At 73.3% G+C, this 24,949-nt stretch carries 21 protein-coding genes; 16 read left to right on the forward strand and 5 right to left on the reverse strand.

The features are described from left to right. Window positions 1–7: 7 nt before the first annotated feature. Window positions 8–307, reverse strand: coding sequence for a hypothetical protein (locus ACWCYO_RS19620; protein ID WP_449784903.1), 300 nt, complete (start codon window positions 305–307; stop codon window positions 8–10). 374 nt (window positions 308–681) lie between these two features. On the opposite strand from ACWCYO_RS19620, the gene ACWCYO_RS19625 reads away from it, so the two are divergent. Together ACWCYO_RS19625 and ACWCYO_RS19630 are read left to right on the forward strand one after the other, a co-directional pair. Then, entirely contained in the window at window positions 682–1,977 is a 1,296-nt protein-coding gene (locus ACWCYO_RS19625; RefSeq protein ID WP_449784904.1) for an esterase/lipase family protein, read from the forward strand. Window positions 1,978–1,988: 11 nt separating this feature from the next. Continuing rightward, window positions 1,989–3,017: an alpha/beta fold hydrolase gene (locus tag ACWCYO_RS19630; RefSeq protein WP_270140685.1), complete on the forward strand. Its 1,029-nt coding sequence runs from the start codon at window positions 1,989–1,991 to the stop codon at window positions 3,015–3,017. A gap of 448 nt (window positions 3,018–3,465) precedes the next feature. On the opposite strand, the gene ACWCYO_RS19635 is transcribed toward ACWCYO_RS19630, so the two are convergent. Further along, window positions 3,466–3,879, reverse strand: coding sequence for an MMPL family transporter (locus ACWCYO_RS19635; protein WP_270150759.1), 414 nt, complete (start codon window positions 3,877–3,879; stop codon window positions 3,466–3,468). Between the two features lie 281 nt (window positions 3,880–4,160). Between ACWCYO_RS19635 and ACWCYO_RS19640 the strand changes: the two genes are divergently transcribed. Genes ACWCYO_RS19640 through ACWCYO_RS19675 form a run of 8 tightly spaced genes read left to right on the forward strand, consistent with a single transcriptional unit; the run spans window position 4,161 to window position 12,160 of the window. After that, entirely contained in the window at window positions 4,161–5,843 is a 1,683-nt protein-coding gene (locus ACWCYO_RS19640; RefSeq protein ID WP_270140684.1) for an ABC transporter substrate-binding protein, read from the forward strand. Then, the gene (locus ACWCYO_RS19645) at window positions 5,840–6,721 is read left to right on the forward strand and encodes an ABC transporter permease (RefSeq protein WP_449784905.1); all 882 of its coding nucleotides are present in this window, start codon (window positions 5,840–5,842) and stop codon (window positions 6,719–6,721) included. Before ACWCYO_RS19640 ends, ACWCYO_RS19645 begins: the two co-directional genes overlap by 4 nt. Beyond that, window positions 6,718–7,710: an ABC transporter permease gene (locus tag ACWCYO_RS19650; protein WP_449784906.1), complete on the forward strand. Its 993-nt coding sequence runs from the start codon at window positions 6,718–6,720 to the stop codon at window positions 7,708–7,710. Before ACWCYO_RS19645 ends, ACWCYO_RS19650 begins: the two co-directional genes overlap by 4 nt. Beyond that, the gene (locus ACWCYO_RS19655; protein WP_405000584.1) at window positions 7,707–8,519 is read left to right on the forward strand and encodes an ABC transporter ATP-binding protein; all 813 of its coding nucleotides are present in this window, start codon (window positions 7,707–7,709) and stop codon (window positions 8,517–8,519) included. Before ACWCYO_RS19650 ends, ACWCYO_RS19655 begins: the two co-directional genes overlap by 4 nt. Continuing rightward, a complete protein-coding gene (locus ACWCYO_RS19660) occupies window positions 8,516–9,481 on the forward strand; it encodes an ABC transporter ATP-binding protein (protein WP_449784907.1) in 966 nt (321 codons plus the stop codon). Before ACWCYO_RS19655 ends, ACWCYO_RS19660 begins: the two co-directional genes overlap by 4 nt. Beyond that, complete coding sequence (locus ACWCYO_RS19665) at window positions 9,478–10,761, forward strand: alpha/beta fold hydrolase (RefSeq protein WP_405000583.1); 1,284 nt, start codon at window positions 9,478–9,480, stop codon at window positions 10,759–10,761. The genes ACWCYO_RS19660 and ACWCYO_RS19665 overlap by 4 nt, the downstream gene beginning before the upstream one ends. Window positions 10,762–10,783: 22 nt before the next feature. Next, window positions 10,784–11,956, forward strand: coding sequence for a M6 family metalloprotease domain-containing protein (locus ACWCYO_RS19670; RefSeq protein WP_270140677.1), 1,173 nt, complete (start codon window positions 10,784–10,786; stop codon window positions 11,954–11,956). Between the two features lie 45 nt (window positions 11,957–12,001). Then, on the forward strand, window positions 12,002–12,160 hold the full coding sequence (locus tag ACWCYO_RS19675) for a hypothetical protein (RefSeq protein ID WP_270140675.1): 159 nt from the start codon (window positions 12,002–12,004) through the stop codon (window positions 12,158–12,160). On the opposite strand, the gene ACWCYO_RS19680 is transcribed toward ACWCYO_RS19675, so the two are convergent. Together ACWCYO_RS19680 and ACWCYO_RS19685 are read right to left on the reverse strand one after the other, a co-directional pair. After that, window positions 12,151–13,125 (reverse strand): LysR substrate-binding domain-containing protein, encoded by a 975-nt coding sequence (locus ACWCYO_RS19680; RefSeq protein WP_449784908.1) that lies wholly within the window; start codon window positions 13,123–13,125, stop codon window positions 12,151–12,153. The genes ACWCYO_RS19675 and ACWCYO_RS19680 overlap by 10 nt on opposite strands. An 18-nt stretch (window positions 13,126–13,143) precedes the next feature. Further along, window positions 13,144–14,424 carry a citrate synthase gene (locus ACWCYO_RS19685; protein ID WP_449784909.1) on the reverse strand — a complete coding sequence of 427 codons (1,281 nt, stop codon included), beginning with the start codon at window positions 14,422–14,424 and terminating at the stop codon, window positions 13,144–13,146. Window positions 14,425–14,567: 143 nt separating this feature from the next. On the opposite strand from ACWCYO_RS19685, the gene ACWCYO_RS19690 reads away from it, so the two are divergent. Then, a complete protein-coding gene (locus ACWCYO_RS19690) occupies window positions 14,568–15,719 on the forward strand; it encodes a citrate synthase/methylcitrate synthase (protein ID WP_449784910.1) in 1,152 nt (383 codons plus the stop codon). 349 nt (window positions 15,720–16,068) lie between these two features. On the opposite strand, the gene ACWCYO_RS19695 is transcribed toward ACWCYO_RS19690, so the two are convergent. Beyond that, window positions 16,069–16,203: a hypothetical protein gene (locus ACWCYO_RS19695; protein ID WP_449784911.1), complete on the reverse strand. Its 135-nt coding sequence runs from the start codon at window positions 16,201–16,203 to the stop codon at window positions 16,069–16,071. Between the two features lie 793 nt (window positions 16,204–16,996). Between ACWCYO_RS19695 and ACWCYO_RS19700 the strand changes: the two genes are divergently transcribed. The 5 genes from ACWCYO_RS19700 (at window position 16,997) to ACWCYO_RS19720 (ending at window position 24,790) form a co-directional block, all read left to right on the forward strand. Next, a complete protein-coding gene (locus ACWCYO_RS19700; RefSeq protein ID WP_449784912.1) occupies window positions 16,997–18,892 on the forward strand; it encodes a putative Ig domain-containing protein in 1,896 nt (631 codons plus the stop codon). Between the two features lie 136 nt (window positions 18,893–19,028). Then, window positions 19,029–19,487, forward strand: a complete 459-nt coding sequence (locus tag ACWCYO_RS19705; RefSeq protein ID WP_449784913.1) for a hypothetical protein — start codon at window positions 19,029–19,031, stop codon at window positions 19,485–19,487. A gap of 131 nt (window positions 19,488–19,618) precedes the next feature. Continuing rightward, window positions 19,619–20,596 (forward strand): ABC transporter ATP-binding protein, encoded by a 978-nt coding sequence (locus ACWCYO_RS19710; RefSeq protein WP_449784914.1) that lies wholly within the window; start codon window positions 19,619–19,621, stop codon window positions 20,594–20,596. Further along, window positions 20,593–21,972 (forward strand): ABC transporter permease, encoded by a 1,380-nt coding sequence (locus ACWCYO_RS19715; protein ID WP_449784915.1) that lies wholly within the window; start codon window positions 20,593–20,595, stop codon window positions 21,970–21,972. Before ACWCYO_RS19710 ends, ACWCYO_RS19715 begins: the two co-directional genes overlap by 4 nt. Before the next feature lie 67 nt (window positions 21,973–22,039). Then, complete coding sequence (locus ACWCYO_RS19720; protein ID WP_449784916.1) at window positions 22,040–24,790, forward strand: bifunctional YncE family protein/alkaline phosphatase family protein; 2,751 nt, start codon at window positions 22,040–22,042, stop codon at window positions 24,788–24,790. Window positions 24,791–24,949 lie beyond the last annotated feature (159 nt).

Below are 24,949 nucleotides of genomic sequence, written 5' to 3' on the forward strand. Positions count from 1 at the left end.
GCCGGGGTCACCCCCGGACACTTCGGTGAGGGCGCCCACCACCCGCCCGCGCCACGAACCGGACGACGAACCAGGACCGCGCCTGCTGCTCCGCGCTCGGCCCGTCACCGGGCTTGCGCAGCCTCCCCAGGGCCCGGCGCAGCAGTGGCAGTCGGGCGGCGAAGGCGACCGTCGCCACCGCGGCGACACCGCCGAGGGCGATCGGCAGCCGTCGCACTACCGCGTAGTGGGTGTAGCCGAGGTCCGGGCCGTAAGCGTCCAGGGCGGCGGCGGAGCGGGACACCACCTGCGGGTCGATCGAGGGCAACGGCAGCGCCCAGGCCCGGGCCGCCCGCGACCGGTGCGGCCGGCCGACCGGGGTGCGCCCGTGCGCCCGGTGCGTGGCGCGTTCGTACCCGGTGCGCGATGACGTTGACGGGTTCTTGGGCGCCCTGCTGTTTCAGGGCGAGGGCGGTTGAGGTGCTGACGTGGCTCGGCGGCTTCCGCCGACTGCACCGCCGCTACGAACGCGAGGCCGACCACTTCGCCGCGATCGCCGGCATCGCCGCAGCCCTCCGGAGTGGACCAGGTGGCGGACGCCCACATCGTGATGACCGAGGTATGTGTCACAACCATAGGGACGGCACCCCGGCATCCGTACCGTGTCGCGCAGTCGATCCGGGCGTGGAGGAGTGAACGCGTATGCGGAGGAACGGACGTCGTGGGCGAAGAGGCCTGGGCTGGATGCTCGCGGGCGTGCTGGCGCTGATCGGTGCGGTGATGGCCCCGTCGGGGACGGCCGCGGCCGCGGTGCCCGGGGCGGTGCCGTCCTACCTGACCCTGGAGGCCACCTACAGCAGCGTCGCCAACGGTTGGGACCACGTCGAGCGGTACCTCGACACCACCACCGGCTTCCGGCAGGAGCAGTACCCGCCGGACGGCCGCGGCGACCAGGACGGCCAGCGGCTCACCTTCTTCGGCGGCGTCAAGCAGCCCTTCTCCGGCCGTTTCCTGCTCTACTCCGCCCCGGGCTGGAACACCGGCGCGCACCAGGTCCCGGTGCTGCTGGTGCACGGCGCCAACGACAACCCGGACCGGGCCTGGGCCAACCCCGGCGAGTCCGGCGGCTACGGCTGCGGCGCCGCCTCCTGCCCGAACACGGGACTGATGCAGTACCTGGCAGGTCGCGGCTACCGGGTCTTCGCGATCGGCTTCGCCCACAAGCAGGGCGACAACCTGATGCAGGCCCAGGAGGTCGGCGACGCCGTCGCGCTGATCCGCGCCAAGCTCGGCGTCCCGCAGGTGGACGTGGTGGGCTGGAGCAAGGGCGAGATGTCCACGCGGGCCTACGTCTCCTCGGTCAAGCCCGCCTGGGGCCGCCCGTACGCGGGTGACGTGCGCAAGCTGATCACCCTCGGTGGTCCGAACGGCGGCTACGACTACCCGTTCGCGCACGGCTGGGCGCACGACTTCTCGATCTGGCCGCAGTGCGGCGGTGCCGTCAACGCCCCCTCCCCGCACCTGCACATGACCTGCTACGGCACCTACACCGCGCACCCGGAGTTCTCCTTCACCCCCACGAGCGGCTACGACGACTACCCCGGGCAGCGGCAGATGCTGGCCCGCTGGGACTCGGTCTTCGGCGTCGACCAGACCCAGCAGGACTGGTACACCACCTACTACGGCGGGCAGGGCTTCTACACCGACGGCGGCGGCATCCAGGCCGCGATCGACGCCGGCTCGCTGATCGCCCCGCTGCGCCAGGCCGGGGTGCCCGCCTCGGTGACGGCCTACCTCCTGGCCGGCGGCACGCCCAACGTCCTGGGGATCTTCAACGAGGACCGCGGGCCCAGCGACGGAGTGGTCTTCGTGGCCAGCGCACTGGACACCTCCGGCTTCGCCACCGTCGGCGGCACGGCGCTGATCGCCTCCGCCAATCACCTGGAACTCGGCTGGGACGGCACGGCGAGCGCGCAGGTCACCGGCTGGCTGAACTGAGGACCCGTCGGATGATCACCGATCGACCGATCGCCACCGACCGACTCACCGTCAACCACGCCGAGATCGAGGGCCGCACCGGCGAACCCGTGGTCCTGGTGCACGGCAACGTCTCCTCCAGCGTCTTCTGGCACTCCACCATGACCGCGCTGCCCGCCCGCTACCGCCCGCTGGCACCCGACCTGCGCGGCTTCGGCGGCACCGAGCCCCTGCCGGTGGACGCCACCCGCGGCCTGCGCGACCACAGCGAGGACCTGCTCTCCTACCTCCGGGCGCTGGCCCTCGGCCCGGTCCACCTGGTCGGCTGGAGCATGGGCGGCGGCGTGGCGCTGCAACTGCTGCGCGACCACCCGGAACTGGTCCGCTCACTCACCCTGGTCAACCCGGTCTCCCCGTACGGCTTCGGCGGCACCCACGGGCCGGACGGGCGGCTCAACTCGCCCGACGGCGCGGGCTCCGGCGCCGGCGGTGCGGCCCCCGAATTCGTCCGGCTACTGGGCGAGGGCGAGGCGGGCGCCGGGTCACCGTTCGCGCCGCGCTCGGTACTGGACACCGCCTACGTCAGCGAACCGCTGGCAGAACCGAACCCCTACGTGGCCGCGATGCTGACCACCCGGACCGGGGTCGACCACTACCCGGGAGACAGCCGTCCCAGCGACGCCTGGCCGGGGTTCGCGCCCGGCGACCGCGGGGTGCTCAACTCGCTGGCACCGACCCACTTCCGGATCGACGACCTGGAACTGGTCGAGCCGAAGCCGCCCGTCCTGTGGATCCGCGGGTCCGCCGACGTGATCGTCTCCGACACCTCGCTCTTCGACCTCGCCCACCTGGGCGCGATCGGTGCGGTTCCCGGGTGGCCCGGCGCGGACGCGTGCCCGGCGCAGCCGATGGTGGCACAGACCCGTTCCGCACTCGACCGCTACGCCGCGGCGGGCGGGCGGGTGCGCGAGGTGGTGGTCGAAGGGGCCGGGCACAGCGTGCAGTTGGAACGGCCGGAGGAGTTCCTGGCGGCTCTGGTGGAGGCGTTGGACGGGGCGTGACAGCACGGCCGGGCGGGACTCCGCGACTGCCGGCGCGGACCGCGGCCCCGGAACGGCCCTCGGCGGTCCCGGCTGGCACCTCTTGGCGGCAACCGTGCTGCTGGTCCGTCCGGCTGGGCAGGCCCTTCGGTGACCGGGCGACGGCCACGAGGGCCTCCGGCTCGCGCACGGCCCCGGTCGGGGCGGCCGGCTCCGGGCTCCGGGTGGGGGCAACGCGATGCTGTGGGCGAATCCGGTCATGGCCACTCCGGCCCGTCGGTTCATCCGACGGGCCGGAGCGCTGCCGGATGTGAGGGTCGGGGAGCGGGATGTCGTGATGCGCCAGGCGTCGATTCCGGCGAGGTTGATCGCGAGTCCGGTGAGCGGGTGTCGGAGACTGGTCCTGGCCAGGGGCCGACCGTGCGACGGCCCATGTGGAATGGTCACCGGGGCGAGCCGCGGAGGCGAGTCAATCGGCTGGCCTCGGCGCTGCCGCTACGTTCGGGTGTGGGGTGAGCACGGCCAGGGTGGCGAAGGCGTACCGCGCCGGTCGGCGCATGACCCGGCCCGCCAGTCGTTCCCAGCCGCCCGGCCCTTGCCCGGCGGACTTCGGGTGCGGCCGCCGGGGGAGCGGTACCCGCAGGGAGTCGATCCGCCGTCCGAGGACGGCGAGCGCCGCGGGCAGGACGGTGAGCGCCCCGGCCATCGCCACCAGGACGGCGGCCGTTCCGCCGAGGGACATCGACCGGAGGAAGACCTCGGGGAAGACCAGCATGCTGGCCAGGGCGAGCGTGACGGTGAGGCCGGACAGGAAGACCGTCCGCCCCGCGGTGGCCACGGTCCGCGCGACCGCCTCGCGCGGCTCCCACCCGGTCCGTAGCAGCGCCGGCCCGGGCCGCCGACCGCCCGAGGAGGGGGCGCGCGCTGACGTAGCCGGGCAGCCGGGTCACGGCGAGGCGATCCGGCTGCCCGACCACGGAGGCCGTTGATCAGTCGTCCGCCTCCGGGCTGAGGACGGTGGCGTGGAGGGTGCCCGGCTGGTGCGGTCGGCCGCCCTCCGGCTGTCATAACGCGATGTGATGGGGTGCTGGGATCTTCTGGCGGGCTCCCCGGTCGGCCACTCTTCTCCCACGCATGAAATGTCACATCATGCCTGGAGGAGACGTGGGACAACGAAGAGTCGGGCCGGCCCTCGCCGTGGCCCTGGGGCTGCTGTCGGCCGCCGGTTGTACGGGAGCCGGCGGCGCCGCCACCGGGGCGAACACGGCCGCGGTGAAGGGCGGCACGCTGCACGTGCTGTCCACCCTCGACCTGGAGCACCTGGACCCGGCGCGCAACTACGTCACGTCCTCGCAGGACGTGAGCCGGCTGATCTACCGGACGCTGACCACCTTCGCCGCCGCGCCCGGCCAGGCGGGCGGGAAGATCGTGCCGGACCTGGCCACCGACACCGGTCGGCCCAGCGACGGCGCGAGGACCTGGACCTTCACCCTCAAGCCGGGGGTGAAGTTCGAGGACGGCCGCCCGATCACCAGCGGGGACGTCAAGTACGGGGTCGAGCGGACCTTCGCCGCCGAGCTGCCGGAGGGCCCGCCGTACGCCCGGATGTGGCTGGCCGGTGGCGACTCGTACAAGGGGCCCTACCAGGATCCCGCCGGGCTGGCCTCGATCGAGACCCCGGACGACAGCACCGTCGTCTTCCATCTCAACCGCCCGGTGGCCGACTTCGGTTCGGCGGTGGCACTGCCGATGTTCGCCCCGGTGCCGAAGGACAAGGACACCGGCGTCGGCTACGACTCCCGCCCGTTCTCCTCCGGCCCGTACGAGATCGAGAGCTATGAGCCCAAGAAGCGGCTCACCCTGGTCCGCAACCCCAGCTGGGACCGGGCGACCGACGGCGTGCGCAAGGGCCTGCCCGACCGGGTCGTCATCGACCTGGGCCTGGACGCGGCGGTGGTCGACCAGCGGCTGATCGCCGGTCAGGGCGAGGACGCGAACGCCGTCGCGCTGGAGCCGATCGGCCCCGCCTCGGTCGGGCGGGTGCTGAACGATCCGCGGCTGAAGAGCCGGCTGGTCACCGGCGACTCGATCAACACCCGCTACCTGAGCATCAACACCAGGCACCAGCCGCTCGACGACGTCCGGGTGCGCCAGGCCATCGCCTACGCGCTGGACAAGGACGCCCTGCGCACCACCCGCGGCGGTCCGATCGCCGGTGACCTGGCGACCAGCCTGCTGCCGCCGTCCCTCGGCTATCCGGCCGAGGACCCCTACCCGAGTCAGGACGGCAAGGGCGATCCGGACAAGGCCAAGGCGCTGCTCGCCGAGGCGGGCCACGCCTCCGGCCTCACCCTGACCCTCGACGCCCCCGCCTCCACCGCCGGCAAGGCGCAGGCCGAGGCGGTGCAGGCCTCGCTCGGGCGGGCCGGCATCACCGTGAAGATCAACGAGATCAGCTCCTCGGCCTTCTACAGCACGGTCGGCAACACCGCCCAGGAGCACGACCTGGTGATCGCCGGCTGGTCCCCGGACTGGCCGGGCGCCTCCACGTACCTGCCGATCGTCTTCGACGGCCGGCTGATCACCGCTCAGGGGAACAACAACTACGCGCAGTACGACTCCCCGGCCGTCGACGCGCGGATCGACGGGATCGCCGCGACCGACGACCCGGCCGCGGCCCGGGCGGCGTACGGGCAGCTCGCGCAGCAGATCATGCGGGACGCCCCGGTGGTGCCGTTCCTCTGGGACAAGGCGCCGGTCCTGACCGGCCCGAACGTCACCGGGGCGTACGGGCACATCGGCTACGTCGGCCGGCTCGACCTGGTCTCCCTGGGTGTGCGCAAGTGACCGCCGTCCGCAGGCTGTTGGCCCAGCGCTCGGCCGCCCTCGCACTGGCCGTGGTGGCCGCGCTGGTCCTGGTCGCGGCCGCCGCGCCGCTGATCACCTGGATCACCGGGAGCTCTCCGACCGCCTTCCACGGCGACGCGGTGGACCCGGCGCTCGGCGGCCTGCCGCGCGGCGCGGCGGGCGGGATCAGCGCCCGGCACTGGCTCGGCGTCGAGCCGGTCAACGGCCGGGACGTGCTCGCCCGGGTGGTGTACGGCGCACAGGTGTCACTGCTGATCGCCGTGCTCGCCACCGCGCTGTCGGTGGTGCTGGGCACGGCGCTGGGCCTGGTCGCCGGCTTCTCCGGCGGGTGGGTCGACACCGCGATCGCACGCACCATGGACCTGCTGCTGTCCTTCCCCAGCCTGATCTTCATGATCGCGCTGATCTCGGCGGCGCCCGGCACGGACCGCCGACTGCTGCTGGTCGTGGTCCTCGGCTTCTTCGGCTGGCCGTACGTCGGCCGGATCGTCCGCGGACAGGCGATGGTGCTCGCGCGGGGCGAGTTCGTCGCGGCCGCCCGGGTGCTCGGCGCCTCCCGCCGGGCGCTGCTGCTGCGCGAGGTGCTGCCCAACCTGACCGGACCGGTGCTGGTGGTGGCCACCATGTCGATCCCCGGCTACATCGCCACCGAGGCCGGCCTGTCCTTCCTCGGCGTCGGCGTCCAGGCCCCCACCCCCTCCTGGGGCCAGATGATCGCCACCGCCGTGCCCTGGTACGCCGCCGACCCCGCCTACTTCCTGATCCCCGGCGCCTTCCTGTTCGTCACCGTGCTCGCCTTCAACGTGCTCGGCGACGCCGTCCGGGACACGCTCGACCCCCGGAGCCAGCGACGATGATCCTCTACCTGCTGCGCAGACTGGCCGTCACGGCCGCCATCCTGCTGGTGATCTGCGCCGCCACCTTCGCCATCTTCTACCTGATGCCGGCCGACCCGGCGCAGGGCGCCTGCGGCAAGGCCTGCAGCCCGGAACGGATCGCCGAGATCCGCACCACCCTCGGGCTGGACCACTCGCCGCTGCGCCAGTTCGGCGACTACCTGACCGGCATCGTCTCCGGCCGGACGTACGGCAGCGGACCGCAGGCCGTCGACTGCCCGTTCCCGTGCCTGGGGTTCAGCTTCCAGACCGACCAGCCGGTGTGGCAGCTGCTCACCAGCCGGCTGCCGGTCAGCTTCTCGATCGCCGTCGGCGCCGCCGTGCTGTGGCTCGCCGTCGGCGTCGGCGCCGGGGTGGTCTCGGCCCTGCGGCGCGGCAGCCCGTGGGACCGGGCCGCGATGACGGCCGCCCTCGGCGGGGTCTCGCTGCCGATCTACTTCACCGCCCTGGTACTGCAGTACCTGCTGGTGGTGCGGCTCGAGCTGCTGCCGTACCCGCAGGTCGTGCCGTTCACCGCCGATCCGCTCGGCTGGGCGCAGTCGATGCTGATGCCCTGGATCACCCTCGCCCTGCTGTACGCCGGGATCTACGCCAGGGTCACCCGCGGCGAGATGCTGGAGAGCCTCGGGCAGAACTACGTGCGCACCGCCCGGGCCAAGGGCCTGCCCGAACTCACCGTGGTGCGGCGGCACGCCCTGCGGCCCGCCCTGATGCCGATCGTGACCATCTTCGGCATGGACCTCGGCGCGCTGCTCGGCGGTGCGCTGATCACCGAGTCGGTGTTCGGGCTGCCGGGCGTCGGCAAGCTGGCGGCCGACGCGATCGCCTCCGCCGACCAGCCGGTGATCCTCGGGGTGACGCTGTTCGCCGCCTCCTTCGTGGTGCTCGCCAACCTGCTGGTGGACCTGGTCTACGCCGTGCTCGACCCGAGAGTGAGGGCCGTCGGATGACCCTGCTGACGGTACGTGACCTGGCCGTGGAGTTCCGCTCCGGCGTCCGCGCCGTGGACGGGCTCGACCTCGACCTGGAGGCCGGACAGGTGCTCGGCGTGGTCGGCGAGTCCGGCAGCGGCAAGTCGGTCACCAGCCTCGCCGTCCTCGGCCTGCTGCGCGACGCCCGGGTCAGCGGCGAGATCCGCTTCGACGGGCGGGAGTTGACCGCCCTCGACCAGCGCTCGCTGCGCCGGCTGCGCGGCGACCGGATCGCGATGATCTTCCAGGACCCGCTGTCCTGCCTCAACCCGTACTACTCGGTGGCCTTCCAGATCGCCGAGGCCTACCGGGCGCACCACCGCGCCGGACGCCGGGAGGCGCACCGGGTCGCGGTGCGGATGCTGGACCGGGTCGGCATCCCGGAGCCGGAACGGCGCGCCCGCTGCCACCCGCACGAGTTCTCCGGCGGGATGCGCCAGCGGGTGATGATCGCGATGGCCCTGTGCCTGGAACCCGACCTGCTGATCGCCGACGAGCCGACCACCGCGCTGGACGTCACCGTCCAGGCCCAGATCCTCCAACTGCTGCGCGAACTCCGCGAGGAGGCGGGCACCGCCATCATGCTGATCACCCACGACATGGGCGTGGTCGCCGGACTGGCCGACCAGGTCGTGGTGATGCACCACGGCCGCGCGGTCGAGCGCGGCCCGGTCCGCGACGTGTTCCACCGACCGAGGGAGCCGTACACCCGCGGCCTGCTCGCCTGCGTCCCGCGCATCGACGGGCCCCTGCCGGACCGGTTGCCGACCCTGGGAGTCGCGGAATGAGCCTGCTCGACGTACGGAACCTGGTCAAGCGCTACCCGGTCCGCCACGGCCTGACCCGGCGATTGGCCGGCCACGTCGCGGCCGTCGACGGGGTCTCGCTGGCCGTCGGGCCCGGCGAAACCCTCGGCCTGGTCGGTGAGTCCGGCTGCGGGAAGTCCACCCTCGCCAAACTGATCACCCGCCTGGAGCGCCCCACCTCGGGCGGCATCCACTTCGCCGGGCACGACCTCGCCGGGCTGGACGAGCCGGCGCTGCGCCCGCTGCGCCGCGACCTGCAGATGGTCTTCCAGGACCCGTTCTCCTCGCTCAACCCCCGGCACACCGTCCGCCGGATCCTCGCCGGACCCTACCGCTACCAGGGCCTGGAGCCCGACCAGCCGGCCGAGGCACTGCTGGCCCGGGTCGGCCTGCGGCCGGAGCACGCCGACCGGCACCCGCACGAGTTCTCCGGCGGTCAGGCCCAACGCATCGGGATCGCACGGGCGTTGGCGTTGCGGCCGAAGCTGGTGGTGTGCGACGAGCCGGTCTCGGCCCTCGACGTGTCGGTCCAGGCGCAGATCCTCAACCTGCTCAGGGACCTCCAGGACGAGTACGGGCTGAGCTACCTGTTCATCGCCCACGACCTCGGCGCCGTCCGCCAGATCAGCACCCGGATCGCCGTGATGTACCTCGGCGCGGTCGTCGAAACCGCCGACCGCGACACCCTGTTCGCCCACCCCGCCCACCCGTACACCCACGCCCTGCTGTCCGCCGTGCCGCTGCCCGACCCGGACCTGGAGAGCGCCAGGGAACGGATCGTGCTCCACGGCGACCCGCCCAGCCCGCTCGACCCGCCCAGCGGCTGCCGCTTCCGCACCCGCTGCCCCACGGCCGACGAACTCTGCGCAGCCGAACGACCGCAGCTGCGCACGATCGCCCCCGGACAACAGGTCGCCTGCCACCATCCCGAGAGGACACCGTGATCCACGCCCAGTACCGGCTGCCCGGACTCGCCGTGACCGACCACGTCTTCACCGCACCGCTCGACCACGCCGAACCCGCCCGCGGAACCATCGAACTGTTCGCCCGCGAGGTCGTCGACCCGGTCCGCTCCGGCGAGCGACTGCCCTGGCTGCTCTACCTCCAGGGCGGACCGGGCGGAAAGTCCCCCCGCCCGCTGAACGCCACCTCCGGCTGGCTCGGCCACGCCCTCAAGACCCACCGGGTGCTGCTACTGGACCAGCGTGGCACCGGGCGCTCCAGCCCGCTCACCGCCCGGGCCGCCATCCGCTTCCCCTCGGCCCACGCACTGGCCGACCACCTCGGCCGCTTCCGCGCCGACTCGATCGTCGCCGACGCCGAACTGATCCGCCGCCGGCTGTGCGGCGACGACCCCTGGGAGGTCCTGGGCCAGAGCTACGGCGGCTTCGTCACCCTCAGCTACCTCTCCTTCGCCCCCGAAGGCCTGCGCGCCTGCTACGTCACCGGCGGCCTGCCCGGCCTCGACGCCACCGCCGACGACGTCTACGCCGCCACCTACCCCCGGGTGCGCGACACCGTGGGCGCCTACTACGCCCGCTACCCCGGGGACCGCCCCCTGGTCCGCCGGATCGCCGACCTGCTCGAGGGCCGGGCCGTCCACCTCCCCGACGGCGACCGGCTGACGGTCCGCCGACTGCGCACCCTGGGACTCGCGCTCGGCATGGGCGACGGCTTCGAACGCCTGCACTGGCTCCTCGACGAGGCCCTCGCCCCGGACGGCCAGCCCTCGGCCACCTTCCTCCAGCAGGTGGCGCAGCTGACCGGCTTCACCGACAACCCGCTCTTCGCCGCCCTCCAGGAGTCGATCTACGGCCGCCCCGGAGCCGCCACCGGCTGGGCCGCCGCCCGGGCCCTGGCCGGGCAGCCCGGGTTCGCCGAGGACACCGACCCCCTGCTGTTCACCGGCGAGATGTTCTACCCGTGGATGTTCGAGGAGATCGCCGGGCTGCGCCCGTTCGCCGGGGCCGTCCACCTGCTCGCCGAACGCACCGACTGGCCCGCCCTGTACGACCCGGCCCGGCTCGCCGCCAACCGGGTGCCAGTGGCCGCCGCCGTCTACCACGACGACATGTACGTCGACGCCGGCCTCTCGCTGCGCACCGCCCGCACGGTCGGCGCCCTGCGCTCCTGGGTCACCGGCGAGTGGCAGCACGACGGGGTGACCGCCTCCGGCGAGCGGGTGCTCGCCCGCCTGATGGACCTGGCCTCCGGCCGGTGCTGACCCACCACTTCGAAGGAGAACGATGAGACCGCACCCGCTCGCCGCCGCCCTGGCGCTCACCCTGCCCCTGCTCGCCGCCACCCCGGCGGCGGCCGACCCGGCCCGGCCCGGCGCTCCGGCCGCCGACTGCGCCCTGGCCGGAGCCACCGGCTGGACGGACGAGGGCCACAACACCGACCACACCCAGTTCCAGCAGCCGCTCGGCACCAAGCACGTGCTGATGGTCTTCGTCGACTTCCCCGACGCCCCGGCCACCGGCACACCCGACGACTACTACCGCCAACTCGCCCCGGCCGCCGACTGGATGAGGCAGGACTCCTACGGCCGGGCCCGGCTGGACATCGACCCGCTGAAGCGCTGGATCCACATGCCGCAGGCCGCCTCCTCCTACGGCTTCGAGCGCGGCATCACCTTCGAGCAGCACGAGCTCTACGTGAAGCAGGCCGTCCAGGCGGCCGACCCGTACGTGGACTTCTCCCGGTACGACATGCTCTACATCGTCCCGACCAGGACCGCCTCCGCGATCACCTTCTCGCCCACCTACCTCTACGACCCGACCACCGCGGGCATCACCGCCGACGGCCGGCGGATCAAGTGGGCGGTCACCTTCGGCCAGGACATGTACCACTGGGGCTACAAGGTCGCCGACCACGAGACCTCCCACACCTTCGGCCTGCCCGACCTCTACGCCTTCACCGCCACCGACTACCACCGCTACGTCGGCGGCTGGGACCTGATGGGCGACATCGCCGGCCCCGCACCCCAGCACCTCGGCTGGGAGCGCTGGAAGTTCGGCTGGATCGACGACCGCCAGGTCGCCTGCCTGCCCGCCGCCGGCAGCCGGACCGTCCGCCTCAGGGCGGTCGAACGCCCCGGCGGCACCAAGATCGCGGTGATCCGGACCGGCCCGACCACCGCCTACGTCGCCGAGTCCCGCCGGGCCGTCGGCGGGGACGCCAGGGCCTGCTCCACCGGCGTGCTGATCTACCAGGTCAACACCGCCACCCCGACCGGCGAAGGCCCGATCCGGGTGGTCAACGGCAACCCGGGAGCCACCCCGCCGGCCGGCTGCACCGCCCTCGATCTGGCCGCCTACCAGCCGGGCCAGTCCTTCAGCGACCCGACCACGGGTGTCAGGATCGACGTCGTCGAGCGCGGACCGCTCACCGACACCATCAGGGTGACCAGGCAGTAGACCCGGCGGGCCTCGACCACCACCGGCAACGGGCCGATCCGGGTGGTGAGCAACCCCAACGCCACCGCACCCAGCGGGAGTTGCACCGTGCTGGACAGGCAGCGCTGGCAACCCGGCCAGTGTTTCCAGGACGACACCGCCCGGATCCGGATCCGCGTCAACGCCTCCGGCGCCGCCACCGACACGGTCTGGACCTACAGGTGATGACCGGTCAGCGGTGCGGCGCCCGCGCGCCTTTCGAGCCAGCCCCGGTAGACCGGGCTGCGGGCGCACGCCGCCCGGTACGCCTCGGTGACGTCCCGCACGAGCGAGGGGCCCAGCGCCGCCAGCGGCCCCTCCTCGTGCCAGGCGAGCAGATGCCGGTACCAGAGCGGGTTCCCGGCGACCGGCCGTACGGCGATGCCCGGCACCTCCTCGTACGTGGCCTGGCAGAAGCTCACCGCGTGACCGTTGCGGACCACGTCCAGGAGGAGCCTGCCCTCCGCCTCGTGGACGACGCGCAGGCGGTGGCCCAGGACGAGCAGGGTCCTGGACCAGTACTCACGGATCCGGTCGTTGTCCGGAGGAGGAGCCGCCCAGTCCTCCTCCTCGAGGTCCGCCAGCCCGACCTCCTCCAGCGCCGCCAGCGGATGGTCCGCGGGCAGGGCCACGAAGAGCGGCTCGGTGGCGACCGGCTCGACGGCGACCCCCGGCGGGAGCGCCAGCTCGTAACCGGGGCTGTCGCCCACCACGGCAGCTTCCAGCCGGCCGCCCGCGACGTCCTCGACCAGCGGGACGGGCGAGCCCTGGCCGCGCGAGCTGATCTCGGCCTCCGGGTGGTGCGACCTGATCGCCGCGATCAACCCGCCGAGCAGCGGAGCGTTGACGGAGCCGAGCCGGAAGCGGTGCGGCGAACGGCCGCTGCGCGCGGCGAGGGCGGAGACCCCCAGCAGCTCGTCGACGGTCGGCAGCACCGCCCGGGCCCGGCTGAGCACCACCTCCCCGAACGCGGTCGGCACGACCCCCGACGGCGCGCGGCTGAACAGCTCACCCCCGAGCACCCGCTCGATCCGCGTCAACTGGGCACTCAGGCCGGGCTGGGTCAGCCGCAGCGCCGCGGCGGCCCGCGTCAGACTCCCGCTGTCCGCGATGCTGCAGATGATCCGGAGGTGCCGGAGTTCGAGCTCCATGGCGAGATGGTACGGAGATCAGCTCGGCTTCGACAGGGGTGCGTTCGGGGCGGACCGCGGGCGCGGGCCGGTGTAGTGGCCGCGGGCGCGCATCCGCAGTGGTTCCTCGCGGTACTCCTCGACCGCGTGGGCGATCCAGCCCGGGGTGCGGGCCACCGCGAAGACCACCTCGCCGGCCTGCGCCGGCAGTCCGGCGGCCAGGGCCATGGCGGCCAGGGCCAGGTCGATGTTGGCCCGCAGGGCCGGCCGCCCGGCCGGGCCCGCCGCCGTCTCGACCTCGGTGACCGCCGCGACCACGGCCGGGCCGCCGTCGAGCCGGCCGACCGCGTCGAGCAGGGCGACCGCCCGGGGGTCGCCCTGCGGGTAGAGCCGGTGGCCGAGGCCGGGGATCGGCCGGCCGGTGCGCAGGTAGTCGGAGACCACCGGCACCGCGCCGTCGGCCAGCACCTCGGCGAGCATCCGGTGCGCCAGGGGGCTGGCCGCGCCGTGCAGCGGGCCGTCGGTCGCGCCGAGCCCGGCGGAGACCACCGCGTACGGATGGGCCCGCGCCGAGGCCGCGACCCGGGCCGCCACCGTGGACACCGCCAGCTCGTGGTCGATCAGCAGCACCAGGGCGCGGTCCAGGCAGGTCAGCGCCTCGGGCGCGGGCGCGGTGGTGGCCAGCCGGCTCCACAGCCGCGCGGCGAGCGGGGCGTCGGGGCCCGGGTCGGGGTCGGGCGCGGTGCGGGGGAGCGCCTCCACCATGCCGGCGATCAGGGCCGCGCCGGCCGCCAGCACGGTCTGTTCGCGCAGGTCGAAGCGGAGCGGGTCGAGCGCGGCGGCGACGGTGGCCGAGATCCGCAGCCGGTCGGGCAGCCGGATCCCGTCGGGCAGTGCGGCGGCGGCCCGGGTGAGCGCGTCGGCGGTGGTGGGCGGCACCCGCAGCGCCACGGGGGCGTCGGTGCCCAGCCCCCAGAGCCAGCCGATCGCGGCCTCGAAGCCGTGCTCGGCGGCGAGTTCGACGGCGTCCCGGCCGCGGTAGTAGAGCCGGCCGTTCTCGATCAGGGTCAGCTCGGTCCGCACGGTGACCGGTCCGCCGGCCCAGGGCTCACCGGCCGGCGCTTCGCCCGCCGGCGGGCGCACCGGGGCGCGGCGGCCGCGGGCGGCCAGCTCGGCCACCTCGCGGGCGTCGAAGGTGCTGCCCTTGCCGCCCGGGGCCCGCTCGCTGCTGAGCTGGCCGCGGCTGGCGTAGGCGTACACCGTCTCCACCTTGACTCCGAGCTGCTCGGCGACCTGCTGGGTGGTCAAGCGTTCGGTCATGGTCTGCCCTCGTCCTCGTACCGCGTCCGGATGATGATCCACAGTATTCCACATTGATTACGATCAACGTTGACAACATGGATCAATGATCGGAGAGTACAGATCGTCACCCCGAACGAACACCCATCAGGAGGACAGCAGCCATGCCGAGCACCACCGAGATCGACGTCCCGCGCGGCCTCAAGGGCGTCGTCGTCACCGAGACCGAACTCAGCGACGTCCGCGGGCTGGAGGGCTTCTACCACTACCGCCAGTACTCGGCGATCGACCTCGCCGAGCAGCGCACCCTGGAGGACGTCTGGCACCTGATGCTGCTCGGCGAGCTGCCCGACCCGGCCCGCCGCGCCGCCTTCCTGGCCCGCACCGCACCACTGCGCCGACTGCCCGACGCGCTGCGCCCGCTGCTGCCCGCCCTGGCGGCGAGCACCGCGCACGGCGGCCCGCTCACCGCCCTCGGCGCCGCGCTGTCGATCGCCGCCGCCGACCGCGGCATCCGGCCGCTCTACGACACCGCGCCCGACCAGCGGGTCGAGGACGCCCTGTTCGCCACCGCGCTGGTGCCCACCGTCCTGACCGCGCTGCACCGGCTGCAGCAGGGCGAGCAGCCGATAGAGCCGCGCGACGACCTCGGCTACGCCGCCAACTACCTCTACATGCTGACCGGCGAGGAGCCCACGCCGGCCAAGGCCCGGGCGATCGAGCAGTACCTGATCTCCACCGTCGACCACGGCTTCAACGCCTCCACCTTCACCGCCCGGGTGATCGCCTCCACCGGGGCCGACCTGGTGGCCTGCCTGGTCGGCGGGCTGGGCGCGCTCTCCGGGCCGCTGCACGGCGGCGCGCCGAGCCGGGCGCTGGACACCCTGGACGCGATCGGCACCCCGGAGCGGATCGACGGCTGGATCCGCGAGCACGTGCTGGCCGGCGACCGGATCATGGGCTTCGGCCACGCCGTCTACCGCACCGAGGACCCGCGCTCCCGGATGCTGCGCGGGGTCGCCGAGTCCTTCGGCGGCGAGCTGGTCGACCTCGCCGTCCAGGTCGAGGCCCGGGTCGAGGCGATCCTGGCCGAGCTGAAGCCGGGCCGCGAACTCCACACCAACGTGGAGTTCTACGCCGGCGTGGTGATGCACCTGTGCGGCCTGCCCCGGGAGATGTTCACCCCCACCTTCGCCGCGGGCCGGGCGATCGGCTGGAGCGCCAACATCCTGGAACAGGCCGCCGACTCCAAGATCATCCGTCCCTCCGCCCGCTACACCGGCCCCGCCGCCCCGGCCCCGCTGCCCGCGGCCTGAAGTCCTTCGGCTCCGGCGGGTCCGGGCCGTCACGGTGGGCGCGCCGCGTCGGTGGCCCCGGTGCAGGAGGCGGGCGACCCGGGGCCGGGGGGCGGCGGTGAGGAGGAACGCCGCTGCCGTCAGCAGCCAGGCGGCGACCGCGATCCAGAGCAGGACCTGCCCGAGCGGGCGCAGCCCGGCGAGGTGGGTGGCGGTGGCGAGGGCGGCGGGGCCGGGCAGTCGGGACCGGTGGCCGCGGCGAGGGTGGCGGCCAGGACGGGGAGCGCCTGGGTGGAGACGCACGACGACGCCGGACAGCCCGCGCCCCGGGTGCACCCCGGAGCGCGGATGCCGCTCGGGCGGGACTCACTCACGGAAGGGTGACGAGGGCGCAGAGGGCGACGGTCGCCAGCAGCTGCGGCCACGGGACCACTGTCGGCGCGCCGGCCACCAGCCGGTCCAGGGCGGCGTGTTGGGTCAGCGCGGCGGTGCGCCTTGCGCACACCGGCGAGCCGGACGACGTCGCCCCCACCGCCCCCGCTCGCCGTGCCGTCGGAGGACGGACCCGAAGTCCGTGCCGGTAGAGCCTTGTTGCGGAACACGCGTACGCCTTTTCGCTGAGGGATGGCCAGGCGGGGACCTGCGTCACCCCGCCGCACCGAAGCCAGGGCTCGGCACGAGGCCGGCGCCTCCGGAACCCACCCTGATCTCGACCCTGAAGGGGCCCCTGAGGCGCGTCGGGGAAGGGCGTCCGGTCGGCGAGTGGCCTCCGGCTTCAGCGCTCATGCGCTCATCGTGGTACGCCCGGGGCCCGCGTCAACGGCCTTCCACCGGACGGGTCGCGCCCGAACCGGCCGGTTCCGGCACGGTGGCCGGCGGTTGCCGCGGAACGTTCCCGGAGGGTGGGTCCGTGCCCCGGGGCGGGTGCCGAAAACCGTTCACGGGCCATGACGGAATGTTGAAGCCGCGACGTTTCACTGAATGCGGAAACAGTCTTTCGGGCGGTATTCAGTGAATGCGGAGGGCTTGCGAGAGGCCGCCGACCGGGCGGTTCACCTGCTGGAACCCCGTTCTTAATGTTTCCTTACCCTTGTCCGTTGACCTGCATTCATCAACTCTGCTTTCCTTCATGCCCAGCGGACATCCCCCACCGAAAGACAGTCAATTCCGGTTGCCCGGAAGAAACGACCGGATTTGGCGAGCGGGTGGAATCCGCCGTCTGCTCCCTTCCCCACAAAGGGATCGCTCGCGGCCCCCAGCCGTACGGGCGATCGGTACCAGAGAGGCACCCTCACCCCATGGGTCACTCCCGCAGAATGCGGCGCGCGAAGTACGCGGCGCTCACCGGCATGGCGTCACTCGCCCTCGCCGCCGCCGGCCTCGCCGGCGCGGCCGGTCCCGCCGCCGCGCAGGACATCTCCAGCTCCTCGGGCAGCATCGGCAACGAGTTCAACCCCTGGAGCCCGCAGAACGGCCACCCGTACCGCCACGGCGCGGTGCCGGGCAAGCAGCAGCACGAGAACTACAAGAAGTGGCTCGCCGCCCACAAGCAGGCCGCGGCCACCGGCCAGCAGACGCTCTCCTACGGCGGCGGCGTCGACGGCATCGGCGTGCAGAGCGGTCACTCCAAGGTCTACCTGGTCTTCTACGGCAACCAGTGGGGCACCCAGACCACCGACGCCAACGGCAACGCCAAGTTCTCCGGCGACTCGGCCGGCGCGGCCGGTGCCACCCAGCAGATGTTCAAGGGCATCGGCACCAACGGCGAGACCTGGTCGGCCGACCTGACCCAGTGGTGCGACGGCCCCAACGTCGCCTCCGGCGCGGTCAGCTGCCCGTCCAACGCCAACTTCATCCCGTACCAGAGCGGCGGCGTCCTCTCCGGCGTCTGGTACGACAACGCGGCCGCCTCGCCCGCCCAGGCCACCGGCAACCAGCTCGCCCAGGAGGCCGTCAAGGCCGCCGGCCACTTCGGCAACACCACGGCCGCCGCCAACCGCGACGCGTACTACATCATCCTGTCGCCGCACGGCACCAACCCGGACGACTACCAGAACCCCACCACCGGGTACTGCGCCTGGCACGACTGGAACGGCGACACCACCCTCACCGGCGGCGCGGCCAGCTCGCCCTACGGCGACATCGCCTTCTCGAACCAGCCGTACAACATCGACCAGGGCGCCAGCTGCGGCGTCGGCTTCGTCAACTCGCCCGGTACGCTGGACGGTTGGACGATGACCCTCGGCCACGAGTGGCACGAGATGATGTCCGACCAGAACCCGGCCGGCGGCTGGACCAACCACGTGTCGGGCAGCTCGTACAACGGCCAGGAGAACTCCGACGAGTGCGCCTGGATCAAGCCCGGCTCGCCCGGCGGCGCCGCGAACGTCTCCTTCGGCTCCTTCGGCACCTTCGCCGAGCAGGCCAGCTGGTCGAACGACACCAACTCCTGCGCGATCTCGCACGCCATCCTGACCCACGGCAACACCGTCACCGTCACCAACCCGGGCAACCAGTCCGGCACCGTCGGCACCGCGGCCAGCCTGCAGATCAGCGCGAGCGACTCGGCCTCCGGCCAGACCCTGAGCTACTCGGCCACCGGCCTGCCCGCCGGCCTGTCGATCAACTCCTCGACCGGCCTGATCTCCGGCACGCCGACCGCCGCCGGCACCTCCAGCGTGACGGTCACCGCGACCGACACCACCGGCGCCTCCGGCAACACCACCTTCACCTGGACCGAGTCCTCCACCTCGGGCGGCAGCGCCGTCACCAACGGCGGCTTCGAGAACGGCAACGCGACCGGCTGGACCACCACCGGCAGCGCCTCCGTCCTCGGTGCGGCCGCCCACAGCGGCAGCTACGGCCTGCAGCTCGGCTCGACCAGCCCGAGCACGGACTCCACCGCCGCCCAGACCTTCACCGCGCCGACCGGCTCCAGCAAGCTGTCCTTCTGGTACAGCAACACCTGCCCGGACACCGTGACCTACGACTGGGCCACCGCGACCCTGAAGGACAACACCACCGGCACGACCACCACGGTCCTCGCCAAGACCTGCTCCTCCGCCGCGACCTGGACCAACCAGACCGCGTCCGTCACCGCCGGTCACTCGTACACGCTCACCCTGAGCAACCACGACGACGACTACGCGGGTGACCCGACCTACACCTACTACGACGACGTGACCGTCTCCTGACGATCGCCTCGCCGTGACGCACCGGGGTGGGCCTCGCGCCCGCCCCGGTGTGCTTTTCTCGTTTTCGGGGGGATCCGATCCGGCCTCCGGTGCGTCGAACCGGTACCGTCCACAACCCCTGCACTAAGGAACCGCCGTGAACCCGAGAAGACCTGCCGCCCTCGCCCTGACCTGCGCCGCCGCCCTGCTGGCCCTGACCGGTTGCGGCTCGAAGGGAGCCTCGACGGCCTCGTCCGCCGTGGCGCCCACCAGCACGGCGATGACCACCCCGGCCGCCGTGACCGCCGACGAACACGCCAACCACACCACCCTGAAGGTAGCGGTGGGCGCCACCGTCACGGTCCAACTGCACGGCACCTACTGGTCCGCCGCCACCAGCTCCGCCCCCGACGTCCTCGCCCCGGCGGGCTCCCCGACCACCGTGCCGTCCCCCTCCTGCCGCCCGGGCGGCGGCTGCGGCACCGTCACCACCTCCTTCGCCGCCCGCACGGCCGGCACCGCCCACCTCACCGCCTCCCGCACGGCCTGCGGCGAGGCCCTCAACTGCTCGCCGGACCAGCGCACCTACGACGTCACGATCGAGGTCACCGGCTGAGCGCAGGACGGGATCGACCTGACCGTAACCCGCCGAGCCGACCGTCAGCTGTTCCACCGGTGTTCAACCGCGCGATCCTGACTCCACCCCGTCAACCCCCTAGTTTCCCTGGGGGACTGCGAGAAGGAGCCATGGAAGAAACCCAACCTGCCGTACGGGCACGCGGATTGACGAAGTGCTTCGGTGACGTCGTGGCGCTCGACGAGGTCGGGCTGGAGCTGGTGCCCGGGCGGATCCACGGGCTGGCCGGGCCGAACGGGGCCGGGAAGACCACGCTGCTGGGGCTGCTGCTCGGACTGGCGGTCGCCGACGGCGGCGAGCTGGAGGTGCTGGGCCGACCGGTCGGACGGGCACTGGCCGCGCCGGACGGGGTGGCCGGATTCGTCGACGGCCCCGGCCTCTACCCGTCGCTGACCGCGCGGAAGAACCTGTCCGCGCTGGCGGCCCTGCGCGGGCAGGACGCCGGGGCCCGGCGGATCGACGAGGTGCTGGCCGAGGTCGGGCTCACCGACGTCGCCGACGACCGGGTGCGGGGCTTCTCGCTGGGCATGCGCCAGCGGCTCGGACTGGCCGCCGCGCTGCTCACCGAGCCCCGGCTGCTGGTCCTCGACGAGCCCTCCAACGGCCTGGACCCGGCGGGCAAGCAGCACGTCCACGGGGCGCTGCGGCGGCTCGCGGACGACGGCGTCACGGTCGTCCTGTCCAGCCACCGGATGGACGACCTCGAGGCGCTCTGCTCCGAGGTGACGATCCTCGCGACCGGGCGGGTGTGCTTCTCCGGCCCGCTGGGCGGCCTGGAGGCCGGGGCCCGCGAGCTCGACCACCGCCTGCTCACCTCCGATCCCGAGGCCGCCCGGCGGGTGGCCGCCGCGACCGCCGGGGTGCGGGTCGTGGACGGGGCCGCGGTGTGGCGCGGCACCGAGGCGCTGGTGGTGCGCGCCTCCGGGGTGGCCGTCGAGCAGTTGGTGGCCGCGCTGGTGCGGGAGGGCGTACGGGTGCGCGAGGTCGCCCCGGTGGTGTCGCCGCTGGAGGCCGCGTACCTCGCCCTCACCGAGGAGCACCTCACCGAGGAGCACCTCACCGGGAAGCAGCAGGAGGGCGGGCGATGAGCACGGTCGCGGCCGGAAAGGCGGTGGCCGGAGCCGGCCCCGCCGTCGCAGTCGGGGCCCGCCGGGTGCCGGTGGGCCGGGTGTACCGCTTCGAGCTGGTCAAGCTCGTCTCGCAGTGGCGGATCCGGCTGCTGGTGCTGGCCTGTTGGGCGCTGCCCGGGCTGTTCGTTGCGGCCGTGGCCCAGCAGGGGACGCTGCCCTCCGACACCCTGTTCGGCCGCTGGATGCACGCCACCGGCTGGGCCGGCCCGCTGGTGGTGCTGGGCTTCGCCGGCTCCTGGGCGCTGCCGCTGCTGACCTTGGTGGTCGCAGGCGACGTGTTCGCCGCCGAGGACCGGCTCGGGACGTGGCGGCACCTGCTGGTGGCGGTCCGCTCACCGCGGCGGATCTTCCTGGCGAAGACCCTGGCGAGCGCGACCGTGCTCGCGCTGCTGGTGGCCGGGCTGGTGGCCTCCAGTACGGTCGGCGGGCTGGCGGCGGTCGGCGACCAGCCGCTGGTCGGCGTCGACGGCCACCAGCTGGCGCCGTCCGATGCGGCCACGAGCGTCCTGCTGGCCTGGGCCTGCGCCCTGGCGCCCACCCTGGCGCTGGCGGCGCTCGGTCTGCTCGGCTCCGTCATCCTGGGCCGCTCCCCGATGGGGCTGCTGGTCCCGGCGCTGTCCGCGGTCGCGATGCAGCTGGCCCAGCTGCTGCCGCTGCCGGTGGCGCTGCGCCTGGCGCTGCCCGGTTACGCCTTCGTGTCCTGGAACGGGCTGTTCGCCGACCCGGCCCGCCTTACGGAGCCGCTGATCGCCGTCGCGGTGAGCCTGTTGTGGGCCGTGGTGGCGGGCACCGCGGCCTACCTGCTGTTCGTCCGGCGGGACTTCACCGACGGCAGCGAGGACGGCGGCGGGCGCCGGGCGCTCGTCCTCGGGGTGGCGCCGCTGGCCGGGCTGCTGGTGCTGGCCTTCGGGGCGGTCGCGGTGGCCGCGCCGTCGACCGGCTCGGGGATCACCCGGGCGAAGGTGCAGCGCACGGTCGCCACCGTGTTCGCGCACCTGTACCGGCTGCAGACCGAGCGGCTGCACCGCCCCGCCGTCACCGAGGCCGACCTTCGGGTCACGGCGGAGTGCAGCCGGGGCGACGGCCAGGTCGACCCGGAGGGGCCTGGCAACGACTGGCGCTGCGCGGTCACCTGGCACCTGCCCGGTACGGCGGCCCCGGGGACGGCGGTCTACCAGCTGGACGTGGCCTCGGACGGGCGGGTGACGGCGGACGGTGACGGTCCGAAGGAAGTGAACGGCTACTTCCTGGTGCACACCCCGACCGGGGACGCGCCCAACCCGCTGTGGCAGTTCGACGGCCAGATCGACCTGCTCGCCCCCGCGACGGGCTGACCAGGCCCGGCTAACCCGAACCTCCCCCCAACGCACCTCCACGCACTCACAACGAAGGGCTGACGCCATGCAGGTAACGCGTCGTCGACGTGTCCAGAAGGAGCACGCCGCGCTGCCCGGCCGGCGTGCGGGCCGCCGGTCCGTCCTGGCCACGGCGTGCATCACGGCCGTGGCCGTGGCCACGGGCACGGCTTTCGCGGCCACCCAGCAGTTCGGCACCGACCAGGTCGGCCAGGTCACCGCCGACGGCCAGGTGATCTCCAGCGACCAGTACATCGCCCCGTACGGCGACCGGCTGGTCATCGACAACGGCAAGATCATGGGCTCCCGGGTCAGCCCGGACGGCGGTCACCTGGCCGCCACGCTCGCCGACGGCGACGCCTCCCTGGTCGTGGTGGACCTGAAGACCGGCCGGGTGCAGCAGCGCGCCGGCAAGGCCAAGACGGCCGACCTGCACCTGACCGACGGCTCGGTCGGCCAGGAGGCCCCGGTGTACTCGCCGGACGGCAAGCAGCTGTGGCTGGGCCAGCTCGACGGCTACACCCGGTTCACCGTGAAGGCCGACGGCACCCTGGCCGACCCGGTGAAGGTGGCGATCCCGGCCGACGGCGACAAGCACGCGCTGGCCTCCGGCGCGGTGTTCTCGGCCGACGGCTCGACGCTGTACGCCGCGGTCAACGGGCAGAACCGGGTGGTCGCGATCAACACGGCCACCGGCGCGCTCGGGCAGAGCTGGACGACGGGCAACGCGCCGCGCGGCATCGTGGAGGTCGGCCACAAGCTGTACGTCAGCAACGAGGGCGGGCGCCCCGCCACCTCCGACGACGACACCCTCAACTCCTACGGCACCCAGGTCCCGGCCGACCCGGACACCGGCGCCGCGACCTCGGGCACCGTCAGCGTGATCGACCTCTCCGACCCGGCCGCCGCCGTCGGCTCGATCGACGTCGGCCTGCACCCGACCGCGGTGTACGCCAAGAACGGGACGGTCTTCGTCGCCGACACCTCCTCCGACCAGGTGTCGGTCATCGACACCGGGCGCGACGAGGTCGTCCAGCGGATCTCCACCAGACCGTGGCCGGAGGCCTCGGTGGGCTACGAGCCGACCGCGGTGACGCTCACCGACGACGGCCGCCTGCTGGTCACCCTGGGCCGCGCCGACGCGGTGGCCGTCTACCGCTTCACCGGCGCCCAGGAGCCGGTGAGCTACGTGGGCCTGCTGCCCACCGACTACTTTCCGGCCGAGGTCACCACCGTCGGCTCGAAGGTGGTCGTCTCCAACACCCGCGGCATCGACGCCCGCCGCCCCAACTCCACCGGCGCCCACAGCACCCACGACACCACCTCCAGCCTGACCTGGTTCACCCTGCCGGGGGACAAGGAGATCCGCTCCCAGACGGCCAAGGTCTTCCAGCAGAACGGTTGGACCAGGAACGCGGTCCGCACGGCCGACCGGCACAAGGCCAAGCCCGTACCGGTGCCGGCCCGGATCGGCGACCCGTCGCCGATCAAGCACGTCTTCCTGATCGTCAAGGAGAACCGGACCTACGACCAGGTCTTCGGCGACATCGGCAAGGGCGACGGCGACCCGAAGCTGGCCCAGTTCGGCGCCAACGTGACGCCCAACCAGCAGGCGCTGGCCCGGCAGTTCGGGCTCTACGACAACACCTACGACATCGGCACCAACTCCGCCGAGGGCCACAACTGGCTGATGCAGGCGGACAACCCGGAGTACACCGAGTCCTCGGCGGGCGAGTACGAGCGCAGCTACGACACCGAGGACGACGCCCTGGGCCACCAGCGCTCCGGCTTCCTGTGGACGGGCGCCCAGGCGGCCGGCCAGGACGTGCGCGACTTCGGCGAGTTCCACCAGTTCCTCACCAAGCCCGCCGGCGCCGACTGGCAGAACCTGTACTGCGACGCCAAGCACATGGAGGCGACCGGCGACGCCACCGCCTACCCGCTCAACTCCTCCTCGCCGATCCCCTCGCTCAACGACGTCTCGGTGCCCGGCTTCCCGAAGTTCGACCTCGACGTGCCGGACCAGTACCGCTACCAGATCTGGAAGCAGGACTTCGAGCGGAACGGCCCGGCGGCGCTGAACATGCTGTGGCTGTCCAGCGACCACACCGGCGGCCCGGCCAGTCCGGCCGCGCAGGTCGCGGACAACGACCTGGCGGTCGGCCGGATCGTCCAGGAGATCTCGCACAGCGAGTACTGGAAGGACTCCGCGGTCTTCGTGGTCGAGGACGACTCCCAGGCCGGCCTCGACCACGTCGACGGCCACCGCGCCCCGATCCAGATCATCAGCCCCTGGGCGCAGCACGGCGCCGTCGACAGCCGCTACTACTCGCAGATCACCATGGTCCGCACCATCGAGCAGATCCTCGGGATCCACCCGATGAACCAGAAGGACAGCGCGGCCACCCCGATGGCCACGGCCTTCACCGACAAGCCGGACTTCACGCCGTTCGACGCGGTGCCCAACCGCACCTCGCTGACCGACGGCCTGAAGACCCCGCCCTCCTGCGGCGTCGACGTGCCGGCCCAGCAGGACCGCGGCGCGGCGCCGGCGCCGGTGACCGTCGCCCCGCCGGCGGCCGAGCAGGGTGTCGCGGCCCAGTGGGACGCCTGGAAGGCCAAGCAGCACCTGACCGGCCCGAACGCGGCGCCGGACCGTGCGAACCCGGCCCAGCTGAACCACCTGACCTGGTACCAGACGCACAACTGGACCGCGCCGTACCCGGGCGAGGACGCGATCCACACCCCGGACGACGTCCCCGGTGCCTACGTCCCCTCCGCGGAGAACGACGGCTGATCCACCCGGCTGCCCCTCGGCGAGCGGGGGCCCGGCCCGGGCGGGGGCGGCCCGGGGGCGGGGCGGGGGCGGCCCCCCGGGCCCGCCGCGGCCCCCCCGGGGCCGCGCCCCCGCCCCACCGCCGCGTCCAGGTCCAGCCGGCCGCCCGCCCGGTAGCAG

The sequence above is a fragment of the Kitasatospora sp. NPDC001683 genome, assembly GCF_053596495.1.